This is a genomic window from Paraburkholderia elongata, assembly GCF_013177735.1.
Lineage (GTDB): Bacteria > Pseudomonadota > Gammaproteobacteria > Burkholderiales > Burkholderiaceae > Paraburkholderia > Paraburkholderia elongata.
In genome coordinates, this window is record NZ_WOEZ01000308.1 from 1 (window position 1) to 12398 (window position 12398).

The following is a 12398-nucleotide window of genomic DNA, read 5'->3' on the forward strand; positions in this document are numbered from 1 at the left end:
CGGCAGGTGAGAGAAGAGAAGGTGCCAGGGTTTGAGCGCTTGCCGAAGACCAGCACCAAACGGAAGCCCAGCACCAGCACCAGCACCAGCACCAGCACCAGCACCAGCACCAGCACCAGCACCAGCACCAGCACCAGCACCAGCACCAGCGCCGCCGCGTAAGCCGAACGACGCGTGATCGAGGCACGGCCCGGAGATCGACGTGTACGACGCAATGCGGCCTTTGAAGGCCGGGTCGGTGACCGCTTCCCAGCTTTGAATCGAACCCCAATCGTGGCCGACCAGGTGAAACGGCCGCGCGTCGCACGTTGCATCGGCGATGGCTGCGAGATCGGCGGCCAGCCGCTCGAGCCGGTAACCCGCGCGCGACTGCGGTGCATCGGATGCTCCGGCGCCGCGTACGTCATAGCTGATCACGCGGTAGCGCGCGTCGAGTTGCGCGCGCACCGGTTCCCACACTGCCGCCGAATCCGGATAACCGTGCACCAGCACGATCGGCGGCGCGTCGCGCGGTCCACTCACGTAGACCGTGAGCCGCACGTCGCCGGCCTCGACCGACAGCGTGTCGCGTATCACGCGGCCGCCCGTACGCCGCGTCGCGCGGCCTTGCGTGCGTTCGGCGTGGCCGCGTTGGTGGCGTCGACCGCGGCGACGAGGCCGTCGATGCGCGACAGTTGCGCGCGATTGTCGTGATCCCACGGATGGAAGCCCGGTCGGAAAAAGCTCAGCCATTCACCGGCAATACGCGGGAACACGCCGTGACGCGGACCGTACAGATACTTCACGACGCGCCACATGCCGCGGATATGGCCGCCGCGTTTGCGATCGGCGATGATCAAACGCAGATGGTAGTCGAACACGATCAGCCAGAACGTCAGCGTGGTGGCGAGCATCGTACCGGTGCGCAGCAGGTAGCGGCCGAGACCGGGTTTGAGCACGGCATTCCACACGTCGTATGAAACCGATTTGTGTTCGGTTTCTTCAAGCGCGTGCCACGTCCACATCTGCGTATAGCCTTCGACCGAACCGCCGATACGCGATGCGTCTTCCAGCAGCAAGCCAGCCAGCATTGCCGTGTAATGCTCGAGACAGACCGTCACCGCGAGTTGGTACGAATGCGGCAGGATCTTGCGGCCGAAGTTGAGAATTGCCCACAGGCGCTTGTCGAGCTTATGCGCGGGCAAGCCGGCTTCCTGCAACAGGTCGTTGTATTCGATGTGCTCGCGCGTATGCATCGCTTCCTGGCCGATGAAGCCGAGCACCTGCTTCTTAAGCACGGGGTCGACGATCTGGTCGCGGTAGTTGCGCACGCTGTCCATGAAGAAACGCTCGCCGGCGGGGAACAGAAGCGAAAGCGCGTTGAAGAAGTGTGTCACGTGCGAGCCCTGCACGTGCCAATCGCAGGCACGTTCCTGTGGTAAGTTGAAACGGAGGTCTCGGCGAACCGGCATCATGGCCTTTCTCCTTGCGATTCTTTGTGTGCTGCTGATTGTGCTGATCGGGTAGTTTGCATTGCGCGCTGTATGGCAGTAGATAACGGGCGGCGCATCACGCGCGTCGGCCGTCCACTTGCGCGGCGCGGCGTGCGCGCTTTTCCGCAATGCGCTTCATGCGGCGCGTCTGCATCACGACCAGCGCCTGATAGGCCGCCGGCAACGTACGCGCCAGCCAGTCGGCGGCGCGCGCATCGCGGCCGATCAGCACGCGCCGCTTGTTCTTGCGCACGCCGTCGAGAATCACGCGAGCGGCTTCGTCGGCGGTGGTAATGAAAAACTTCTCGAAGTCGTCCTTGCCTTGCTGTTCGTTTTCCAGCATGAAGCCGACCATGTTCGACGAGATCCGGCTCGACTGCGCGATGCTCGTGCGAATGCCGCCCGGATGCACGCAGGTCGCCGACACGCCGCACTTCATCAGATCGAGCTCCTGGCGCAACGCTTCGGTAAAGCCGCGCACAGCGAACTTGGTCGCGTTGTAGCCGCTCATTCCGGGTTGCGAGAAGAGGCCGAACACGCTCGACGTATTGACGATGTGTCCCGCACCAGATGCCTTGATATACGGCAGAAACGCCTTCGTGCCGTGCACCACCCCCCAGAAATTGATGCCGACGATCCACTCCAGGTCGGCGTACTCCATCCCTTCGATGGTGCTCGACAGCGCCACGCCCGCGTTGTTGAACACGAGGTTCACGCGCTGATGCTGCGCGGCTGTGTCGGCGGCCCAATCGAACATCGCGGCGCGGTCCGACACGTCGAGCACACGCGTGGTGATACGCAGCGGCGAGCCGACGATATACGGTGCGGCGGCCTGTGCGAGTTGCGCGGTTTCGGCGAGGCTCGTGGCATTGCGGTCGGCGAGCGCGAGGTGGCAGCCTTCGCGCGCCAGCCGGATCGCGAGCGAACGGCCCATGCCCGAGCCTGCGCCGGTGATCGCGGCCACTCTGTCGGTGAAGTTCTTCATTGGTTTATCTCCTGTCCTCTCTGAACGGTGCCTTGTCGTTATGTTTTTTCAGGTGGTGTTTTTTTTCAGGTTGCTTCCGCGGATGTCGCGGCCGCCGTCGTGGCTGAATTGCCATGCGCATGCACCGGTTGCTGCGAACCCACATGCCCGCTCAGCGGCTGCGTCGTGGGCGAATACGCGAGGTAGTCGTCCATGCTGAAGGTGCGGGTTGCCTGGCGGAATTTGTAGGCGAATCCCGGCCACAGCGTGGTGTTCTTGCCGGTCTTCGGATCGAGATACCAGCTCTTGCAGCCGCCCGTCGACCAGATCGCGCGGCCGAGTTTCTGCTGGATCTGTTCGTTGTAGGCACGCTCGACATGCGGACGCACTTCGATCGCATCGGCGCGTTCCGTGTTCATCGTCTTCAGTGCGCGCAGGATGTATTCGACCTGCGACTCGATCATGAACACCATCGAGTTGTGACCGAGGCCGGTGTTCGGGCCGACGATCATGAAGAAGTTCGGATAACCAGGCAGTGTCGTACCGAGATACGCATGCGCGCCATCGCGCCACGTATCGACGATATCGACGCCGCCGCGGCCGCGCACCACGCCCGCCGGAAACGGATCGGCCACCTGAAAGCCGGTGCCGAAGATCAGGCAATCGGCCGGATGGCGCGCGCCGTCGGTCGTGATCACCGCGTCTTCTTCCACGCGGGCGATGCCGGTGGTCGTCACCGACACGTTCTGGCGTGACAGCGCGGGGAAGTAGTCGTTCGAGATCAGGATGCGCTTGCAGCCCATCGTGTAGTTCGGCGTGAGCGTGGCGCGCAATTGCGGATCGGGCACCTGGCGGCGCAGATGCCGCTCCGCGACTTTCTGCGCGGTCTTCATGAGCGAAGGATGTATCGCGAAGCCGAAGGCGCGCGATTCGAGCATGCAGTAGAGCGCCGAACGCATGATCTTCTGCGTGAACGGCAAGTGCTTGAACAACCACTGTTCGAACGGCTTCACCGCGCGGTCGGCCTTTGGCATGATCCACGGCGGCGTGCGCTGGAACAGGTTCAAATGCGAAACGCGCGGCGCGATCTGCGGCACGAACTGAATCGCGCTCGCACCGGTGCCGATCACCGCGACGCGTTTGCCTTCGAGCGAATACGCGTGGTCCCAGTGCTGCGAGTGGAACGCCTTACCCTTGAATTTCTCGATGCCCGGAATGTTCGGCACGGCCGCGCGCGAGAGTCCGCCCATTCCCGAGATCAGCACGCGCGCCGACCATTGCTGGCCGTTTGCGAACGTCAGTTGCCAGCGGTGGCGGGTTTCGTCGTAGATCGCGGAGGCAAGTTCATGGCCGAAGCGCAGATGACGCCGGATGCCGAACCGTTGCGTGCATTCTTCCAGATACGCGCGAATTTCCGGCTGACGCGCGAACATGCGGGTCCAGCGCGGATTCGGGGCGAAGGAGAACGAATAGACGTGGGATTGCACGTCGCAGGCGCAACCGGGATAGTGGTTGTCGCGCCAGGTGCCGCCGACCGACTCGGCCTTTTCAGCGATGATGAAATCGGTCATGCCGGCTTGCCGCAGCCGGATTGCCATGCCGAGGCCCGCAAAGCCGGAGCCGATAATGGCGATATCGGTATCGATGGGCGCGGATGCGTTGGGCGCCGCGTCGTCGGGGGGCATCATGCGTGCGTTCATCCGATCCGTCTCCTTTTTTCGCTCTTAACTGTTACATTGGTTGATGTAACAATAGAGGCTGTCAACGGAGGACGCAAGCAGCGGGTTAGACGGGAAACTCTATGGGGCGGAGAAGGTTGTGGCGCAAGGCCTAGGCGGCTGCGGTGCTGGTCGGGCAGGGCTTCGAGACTGATGCGGAAAGTGTGTGTCTTTCCGTCATGTGAAAAATGCCCGGGCGGATTCGCTTCGGAAACCCGCCCGGCTGACAGCTTTAACGCGTTATTGCACCGAAGCCTTCGGCGCGGCAGTCACGCGAGCCGCTGCGGACTCGTCGGAGTCGTTGCTTTGCACGATATGCAGTTCACGTGTGCGAACCGGCAAGCCGCATTGCGCGTCGTTGAGCGTTTGACGGACCTGGCGAGCGAGGTCCCAGCGCATGTCCCAGAACGCGTCGATGTTGGCCCACACGCGGATGTTCAGGACCACGGTGCTGTCGTCGAAGCGGGCCACCATCACCTGCGGCGCGGGCTTCTGCAGCGCGCGCGGGTCGGCATTGGCGAGATTGCGCAGTGCGGCCAGCGCGTGGTCGACGTCGTCACGCACTGAGATTTCTACTTCCAGATCGAGGCGGCGGGTCGGATTGCGGTTGTAATTGCGGATTGAATTGCTCCACAGCGCGCTGTTCGGCACGTATTCGCAAATGCCGTCGGATTTCGTGAGACGCGTCGTAAACAGGCTGATTTCTTCGACGGTGCCCGCGACGGTGCCCGTGCCGGCCTCAATCGAATCGCCCACCTTGAATGGCCGCAGCAGCAACAGCATGATGCCGGCCGCGATGTTTTGCATCGTGCCCTGCAGCGCGAGACCGATAGCGAGGCCGGCGGCGCCGAGCACGGCGACGATGCTCGCCGTCTGGATACCCAGTTGCGACAGCGCGCCGATGATCGAGACGACCCGAATGCTCCACAGGCATGTGTCGCAGATGACCGGACGCAGCGTGGCGTCCATGCGCGACTGGCTCGCGAGCAGCCGGCTGAGTGAGCGTGCGACGCGGCGGGCGACCCACCAGCCCACCACCAATATCAATGCGGCCGCGCACAGGTGCATCGAGATTGTGGTGAGTGCGTCCCAGAGGAAGGTCCACCGGTTAGGGTGAATCTCAGCGAGTAAATTCTGCATGGCCTTGACGGTCCTGATTTTTTAAGCGGCGTCGTGTTGTTCGCCGCATGGTTTACAAGAAGCATGAAACCCGCGCGTCCGCGCAACGCGAGTGACGAGCAGGTATTCGGAGAATGACGCGATTACAGCGTGCGGAGAAGGGACCGCTTCGCAAAAAGAAAGTTCTACCGGTTCAACCTTTTTGACAGATTGAGTTTCCGGATGCGAGAGGGCGGAAGGCGCGCGATAGCGACGTGAGGGGGCGTGTTGTCGTGGCCCCGTCATGGATTGAATGACGGGTGACCAGTGAAATGTGGCGTTCTATTTTTTCGCAAGACTGGTTGTCACCTCGCGGTTTTGCCATACGTTGTCCTTCACGGTAACTTTCTGCGGAATCAGATGGGCGCCGTAAAACGCATCGGCGACGATCTGCTGCGAGCGCGCGATCTCGTCGGTCACGGCGGTGGTGCCGTACGGATAGCGGCGTACCCATGTTTCGACCAGCTTCTGATCCAGACCGATCTTCGGCGCGATTAGCGCAGCGGTGTCCACCGGATGGTCGTTCACCCACAGGCCAGTGGTGCGCAACTGCCCGAGAATCGCGCCGATCACATCCGGATGCTGCTGCGCGAAGTCGCGCGTGGCTTCATAGAAGTTATAGGGAGCGTTGAGTTCCGAATAATCGACTAGCGTGCGCGCCTTCAGCGCCTGTTGCGCGGACGCGTAGTAGGGGTCCCAGATCGCCCATGCATCGACGGTGCCGCTTTCGAAGGCGGCGCGCGCGTCGGCGGGCGCCAGATACACCGGGCGAACGTCTTCGAAGCGCAGGCCGGCTTTTTTCAGCGCTTCGAGCAGCAGATAGTTCGCGCTCGAGCCCTTTTGCAGCGCGACACGTTTGCCCCTCAGTTCCGCCACGCTATGCAGAGCCGAATCGCTTCGGACCAGAATCGCTTCTGCATGACGCCCTGACGGCTCCGCGCCGACGTACACGAAGTGCACGCCGCCGGCCTGCGCGAACACCGGCGGCGGCGCACCGGTGTAGCCGAAGTCGATGCTGTTCGCGTTCAGTGCTTCGAGCAGTTGCGGGCCGGCCGGAAATTCGAACCATTTGATGCTGTAGCCGAGCGGTTTGAGCTTGTCGTCGAGCGAGCCTTGCGCTTTGAGGATCGCGAGCAAGCCTGATTTCTGATAGCCGATGCGCAGTACCTTGGCCGGCTGCTGGACGGCGCCGGTGCCGCTGCTTTGCGCGGTTGCACTCAATGTCGTGAATGCCGCCAGCAACGCGGTGGCGATTGGAAGTGAAAAACGGGTATGACGGCCCATCGGGCGAATCTCCATTGCGTTCGATTGGCGAGGATCGTCGCATGGACGTCCCGCCGATCAAACGAAGCAATGCAGATTTGAATATGACGTGCGCGCGAACGCGGAAGGGGCATGAAAGCGGCCGCATAAGCGGCGAGAGGAAAGGCGCTTGTTGCAACGTGGGTGGCAGCGCGGGTGGCCCCGAATACCCGCCGGTATGGCTATTTTTTGGGTTTATCTTTCTTTGCCGCAGCGCGCTCCGCGGCTGTGCCTTCGGCCGGATGGCCCAGCTTCTTTTCCATGATCGCCGCGACGCGGTCGCCGAGATAATCGCCGGAGGCTTCTTCCAGCGCACGGTTCATTTCGCTTTCGACCAGCACCATCGCCAGCGGCCGCACACGCCAGATCGCGTCGACCAGGGCGGGCACGTCGGCTGGCGGCGGCAGCGCGTCCGCGTCGTAGCGGTCCAGTTGGCGGACCACCAGATCGACCAGCGCCTTCGCGACCGCATTGAAATGCGGCCTCGCGATGCCCACGGTGTCGAGCAGGTCGGCGAGCGGAATGCCTTCTTTGGCCATGGTCGCGCCGGCGGCCAGCGCCGTGGGGCTGCCGGACACGAAGGAGAGGCCGTCGCGCTCCAGCAAACCCAGATCGACCGCTTTGCCAAGTGCGCTCGGCGAGGCTTTGTCGCCGAACATTTGCAGCAGTTCGATCAGCGAATATTTTTTTGGCCGTTCGCGCGACCAGCGGCCGCCGATCGCGGTTTCAAGGCCGAGGATCGAACGCAGATCATGGCCTTCGTCGACAGCCATGATCAGGTCCTGGATGTTCGCGAGCGTGTAGCCGCGCGTGAGCAGATGGTTGATCAGCTTCAGACGCGACACATGTGTGTCGTCATACACGCCGACGCGGCCGCGCTTTTCCGGCGGCGCGAGCAGGCCGCGGTCCTGATAGGCGCGCACGTTGCGCACGGTGCTGTCGGTGACGCGTGCGAGTTCGTCGACCGTGTATTCGTTGCGCGGCGTGTTGCTTGCCGGGACGCTCGGGGCGGCGGGCAAGGGCGGAAAGAGGGGCGGCGGATTGGGCATGGGGGGATTTTAACGCGCCGCACTTAGTCGCAAATTGCGATGATCTGGTTCAACTGCTCGCACGCCGCTGCAAAGACTTCATCGGGTACACGCTTCCACGGATGCGCTTTCGCACCCCGCGCTCGCCAGTCAAACGACTTGGGCTGGTGTCCAAGCACGTAGCTCGTAACGTTTTTCGGCCCCTGAAATTTGATGGCAAACGGATTCGTGTCGTTGAACTTGGCTGTCGTCATCGGGAGTCCGATAACGATGCTGGTTCGCTCGTTGAATGGTTTCGGTGACAAGACCAGCATGGGGTGCAAATCCTTCATCTCGCGACCGACCTGAGGGTTGCAGTCAATCCAGATAATGTCGCGGCGATCCGGCACCCACAAAGCTCTTGCCATCAGAACACCTCCGCACCGATGCGATCCGTGGCCATCGCCTCACCGCCGTGCGTTGCAGGATCGAACTTCGCCAGCTTCTCCGCGAGCGTGAGCTTACGCGGGCCAACCGGCTTTACCGTCACGCCGATCTCGTCAGTCGTCACTTCGACTTCCTGGCCGACCTCGAAATGCGCCGAGCGTGCGACAGCAGCGGGGATGCGGACAGCCAGGCTGTTTCCCCACTGCTGGATCCTGAGTGTCGCTGTTTTTGCCATGATTCCAACCTCCTATGGACGTTTAGACAAGTTTATACGTCCAACAAGAAGGTTTCAACATGTCTATACGATTGGCGCTTTATCCGCGTGCCTGCGCCACGTCGTCCGGCACGCTCGAATCTCCCACGCCCAGAGTCCGCTGCATCAGCGTGGTGTCGAGCCAGCGGCCGTGCTTGAACCCGACCGCCTTCAACGTGCCGGTCAATTCGAAACCCAGTTGAGTATGCAGGGACAGCGAACCGCCGCTGCCGCCGTCGGCGATCACGGCGATCATCTGACGCCACGGTCCGGTTTCGCAGCGTTCGATCAGCGCCTGTAATAACACGCGCCCCAGGCCTCGTCCACGATACGCGTCGCTCACATAGATCGAATCTTCGATCGTGTTGCGATAGGCGGCGCGCGGCCGGTAGGGCGTCGCGTAGCAATAGCCGGCGACTTCACCGTCGATCTCGGCCACCATGTAGGGCAACCCATGACTGCGCACCGACGCGAGCCGCGTGCGCAAATCGTCGACGGAAGGCGGGATTTCTTCGAACGAAGCAACGCCGGTCAGCACGTGGTGTGCATAGATCACCTGGATTGCGGGCAGATCGACTTCGGTGGCGTCGCGGATGAATGGCGCGGCGGGCGGCGGGGTGGCGGCCGAGTCAGCAGTATGGGGCGTGGAAGGCGCGGGGCGGGTGGTGCTCATACGTGTTCCTGTCGTGGCCAGTGAGTCTGCGGATACGTTTTACTATGCCCGCCGCGCGCCCGAATTTGAAGCGAGTCAAAAATCGCCACGATCTATAGGCAGTATCCGCGCATGCATAGGTGACTGGCGCGATCCAGGCCTGGCGTGGAGCACCCGGCCATGCAGCTGTGCCGGGCGTTACGGATTTTCTTCGCAAAGATGCATGCGCATGGCATGCGTTTCGGCGATCAGCTATGCGAGTACGTATCCGGCTGCGTCACATGCCCGCGATGATGCCGGTGATGCTTCGACTTGTGCTTCGGCTTGGCCTTGGCCGGGGCATGTTCCGCGGCTTGCGGCTGCTGCTGGGCTTGCATCGGCTGCGGCTGCTGGGCCTGCGCGCCCGGCGCGGGTGCCGGATGGGCATTGCCGGACGGCAGCGTGGTCTGGCCTTCGCCGAAGCGAAAGGTTTGCGAGGTTTGCGCGTACGCGGTGGCGGACAGCGTCAGGGCGGCAACCGCCACGCAAATCGAAAACTTCATGAATCCATCCTCCTTTTGAACGAGCCGGTGAGGATACCGCAAAGCGGTCTCTGGCTTCTTCGGCAAGCGCAGGCGGGCACGATCGGAAGTATTGAATCGTGAATTCGCCTACGAGGCGGGTGCTTCTGGAAGCATTCCCTGCTCGGCAATGAGCGGATCCGCGACGCGTATCTCGGCGGCGAGGCTGCGGCGACGACAGCATTCGCGATCAGCGCACGCAATCGAGCACAGCAGGCCCGCTTGTGCTGTTGCGATATGGTTTACTGCGAAGCAGCTTCAAGGCTCGAACTGGTCGAATTCGCTTTGCAGTTCGCGGTTACGTGCAACGCGTTCGTCGATGCCCGGCCCGAGCCGTTCGACAATCGCCGAGATCAGCAGATTGAACAGGCACGTGAGCGGCGCCAGCGAATCCCAGAACTGACCGACATCGGTCTTCACCTGCAAAAGATCGCCGTCGAATTCGCGCGCCCACGGGCAGTAAATATCGGTGACGAGCGCGAAGGGCAGGCCACGACGCGTGGCGGCTTCGCAATAGCGGCGCGCGATCATCGAATAGGCGCGCGTATCGGTGATGATCAGATACGGTGACTTGAACTCAGAGTTCAGCGAATCGACATACGAGCCCGACATGCCGTCGGAATAGAACACGCGTGGGCGGATGTACTCGAGGTAGCTGTAGAACGCGTTGCTGATGCCGCGCGTGGACTGAATGCCGAGGATATAGACGGCGTCCGCATTTGAGATGCGTTCGGCCACGCGGGCGAACACCGGCGATTGCGCGAGCTGGTAGACATGCTGGATCGCGCCGATTTCAAGTTCGAGCGAGTGGGCGAGAGCCGGGTTGGCAGCGTGATTGGAAGCGTGATTGGAAGCGTCAGGCCCGCTTGCGGCGGGTGCGGCTTCGTCATGCTGGCCGGAGGCGCGGCGAAATGCGTCGAGCCGGTCGGTGATCAGCCACGGGCGCTCCTGCGCGCCGCGCAGTTCGCGCTTCAGGTCGTCGAGGTTCTGGTAGCCGATGCTGCGTAAGAACCGGCCCACCGAGATGCCGCTGGTGCCGGCTTGCTGGGCGATCTGATCGGCGGTCTCGAGGCCGAGCCGCTCGAGATTCGCCAGCATGTAACTGGCGACGCGCTTGGAGGTGGGCGTGAGTTCGGCAAAGCGGGCTTCGACGGTTTGTGCAAAAGCGGTCGGCATCGTAGTCGCGGTGCGAGTGGTGGATCGATCATCGAGATGATGACATATTCACTCGACAGCCGATCGCGCGGTCCTAAAAATCAGGGTGCGCACGCGCGGGCGAGACCCCGGTCAGACTGCCGGCCGCACCGGTGCGGCGCGCGAGAAGCGCCGCGCGCCCGCTACACACGCCACCACCACGACGGTCACCAGGATCATTGCGGGCGGCACCTGTTCGTGCAGCAGCAAACCGGCGAGCAGCAGGCCGAAGAACGGCTGCAGCAACTGCAGTTGCCCAACCCCCGCGATGCCGCCGAGCGCCAGTCCGCGATACCAGAACACGAAGCCGATCAGCATGCTGAAGAGCGACACGTACGCGAGCCCCCACAGCGCCGCGTGGCTCACGCCTTCGAACGATGCGGGCCGCGCCCACCAGGCGAGCGGCAGCATCACCGGCAGCGACAGCACCAGCGCCCACGAAATCACCTGCCAGCCGCCGAGATGGCGCGACAGTCGCGCGCCTTCGGCATAACCCAGGCCGCAGACGATGATCGCCGCCAGCATTAGCGCATCGCCGAGCGGCGACGCGTCGAGACCGTGGCGCAGGGCGAACGCGACCACCGCGCCGCTGCCGAGCGCCGAGAACAGCCAGAACGCCGGCTGCGGACGCTCGCCGCCGCGCAGCACGCCGAAGATCGCGGTGGACAGCGGCAGGAGCCCGACGAACACGACGGCGTGCGCGGCGCTGACGTGGCGCAACGCGAAGGCAGTCAGGAGCGGAAAGCCGACCACCACGCCGAGTGCGACTACCACCAGCGGAATGAGGTCGCGTCTTGCAGGCCGCGCCTGGCGAAACACCAGCAGTAGCAACAGACCCAGCGTGCCGGCGATGGTCGCGCGGGCGACCGTCAGAAACACCGGGTCGAGGCCCTGCACGGCGATGCGGGTGGCAGGAAGCGAGCCGCTGAAAATCAACACGCCCACCATGCCGCTCACCCAGCCGTTCGTTGTCTTGTCCATCGAAAGAGTCCATGCGCATTGAAAATTGAACCCATAGCATCCGCTTTTGGGCGACAAAGAGTAAGCTACGGATCAGTACAATTCGTACAAACTGTACCGAACATGGAGCAGTACAGATGGCGGAAAGCGATAGCAACCGGGCGGCCTCGGGCGCGCCAACCGGCACGCGGGTCGGTGCGGTGATGGACAGCTTGCGCGAGCGCATCGCGAACCGTTCACTGATGCCGGGCGCGCGCGTGCCGTCGATCCGCGTGATGACCGAGACACTCGGCGTGTCGAAGTCGACCGTGGTGGAAGCGTACGACCGGCTGGTCGCGGAAGGGGTGATCGTGGCGCGGCGCGGTTCCGGCTTTTTTGTGTCCGGCCACGCGCCGCCGCTCGCGCTTGCCGATCTCGGGCCGCGGCTGGACCGCGAGGTCGATCCGCTGTGGCTCACGCGGCAGTCGCTGGAGGCCGGTGCGAAGGTGTTCAAGCCGGGCTGCGGCTGGATGCCGCCTTCATGGCTGCCGGAAGACGGCGTGCGCCGCGCGTTGCGTGCCGTGGCGCGCGATCCGCAGTCGCCGCTTGCCGACTATGCGAGCCCGCTCGGTCTGCCCGCGCTGCGTCAGCAACTCGCCTGGCGGCTCGCGCAGCATGGCGTGGAAGCGCCGCCCGAGCAGATCGTGCTGACCGACGGCGGCACGCACGCGC

14 protein-coding genes are annotated in these 12398 nt (G+C 63.2%); 1 reads left to right on the plus strand and 13 read right to left on the minus strand.

Going from position 1 to position 12398, the window contains the following annotated elements; translation table 11 throughout:
- From GNZ13_RS49210 to GNZ13_RS49270, 13 genes are all read right to left on the minus strand, one after another.
- The coding region (locus tag GNZ13_RS49210) for an alpha/beta fold hydrolase (protein WP_172178675.1) at positions 1–576 on the minus strand (576 nt) is incomplete at its 3' end.
- Positions 573–1454, minus strand: a complete 882-nt coding sequence (locus GNZ13_RS49215; RefSeq protein WP_172178677.1) for a metal-dependent hydrolase — start codon at positions 1452–1454, stop codon at positions 573–575. The genes GNZ13_RS49210 and GNZ13_RS49215, both read right to left, overlap by 4 nt.
- Positions 1455–1548: 94 nt before the next feature.
- Positions 1549–2457, minus strand: a complete 909-nt coding sequence (locus tag GNZ13_RS49220) for an SDR family NAD(P)-dependent oxidoreductase (protein WP_172178679.1) — start codon at positions 2455–2457, stop codon at positions 1549–1551.
- 65 nt (positions 2458–2522) lie between these two features.
- Positions 2523–4136 carry a flavin-containing monooxygenase gene (locus GNZ13_RS49225; protein WP_172178681.1) on the minus strand — a complete coding sequence of 538 codons (1614 nt, stop codon included), beginning with the start codon at positions 4134–4136 and terminating at the stop codon, positions 2523–2525.
- 258 nt (positions 4137–4394) lie between these two features.
- Positions 4395–5294, minus strand: coding sequence for a mechanosensitive ion channel family protein (locus GNZ13_RS49230; protein ID WP_172178683.1), 900 nt, complete (start codon positions 5292–5294; stop codon positions 4395–4397).
- Between the two features lie 300 nt (positions 5295–5594).
- Positions 5595–6596, minus strand: coding sequence for a sulfonate ABC transporter substrate-binding protein (locus GNZ13_RS49235; protein WP_172178685.1), 1002 nt, complete (start codon positions 6594–6596; stop codon positions 5595–5597).
- A gap of 200 nt (positions 6597–6796) precedes the next feature.
- Positions 6797–7663, minus strand: coding sequence for a MerR family transcriptional regulator (locus GNZ13_RS49240; protein WP_172178687.1), 867 nt, complete (start codon positions 7661–7663; stop codon positions 6797–6799).
- Between the two features lie 23 nt (positions 7664–7686).
- A complete protein-coding gene (locus GNZ13_RS49245) occupies positions 7687–8049 on the minus strand; it encodes a type II toxin-antitoxin system PemK/MazF family toxin (protein ID WP_172178689.1) in 363 nt (120 codons plus the stop codon).
- Positions 8049–8303, minus strand: a complete 255-nt coding sequence (locus GNZ13_RS49250; protein ID WP_172178691.1) for an AbrB/MazE/SpoVT family DNA-binding domain-containing protein — start codon at positions 8301–8303, stop codon at positions 8049–8051. The genes GNZ13_RS49245 and GNZ13_RS49250 overlap by 1 nt, the downstream gene beginning before the upstream one ends.
- Positions 8304–8382: 79 nt before the next feature.
- Positions 8383–8994, minus strand: a complete 612-nt coding sequence (locus GNZ13_RS49255) for a GNAT family N-acetyltransferase (RefSeq protein WP_172178693.1) — start codon at positions 8992–8994, stop codon at positions 8383–8385.
- A gap of 227 nt (positions 8995–9221) precedes the next feature.
- A complete protein-coding gene (locus tag GNZ13_RS49260) occupies positions 9222–9515 on the minus strand; it encodes a hypothetical protein (protein WP_172178695.1) in 294 nt (97 codons plus the stop codon).
- A gap of 276 nt (positions 9516–9791) precedes the next feature.
- Complete coding sequence (gene sapR / locus GNZ13_RS49265; protein ID WP_172178697.1) at positions 9792–10709, minus strand: sap1 transcriptional regulator SapR; 918 nt, start codon at positions 10707–10709, stop codon at positions 9792–9794.
- A gap of 111 nt (positions 10710–10820) precedes the next feature.
- A complete protein-coding gene (locus GNZ13_RS49270; RefSeq protein WP_172178699.1) occupies positions 10821–11708 on the minus strand; it encodes a DMT family transporter in 888 nt (295 codons plus the stop codon).
- Positions 11709–11824: 116 nt separating this feature from the next.
- Here GNZ13_RS49270 and GNZ13_RS49275 point away from each other — a divergent pair.
- Positions 11825–12398: GntR family transcriptional regulator (locus GNZ13_RS49275; protein WP_172178701.1), on the plus strand; the 574-nt coding region annotated here is incomplete at its 3' end.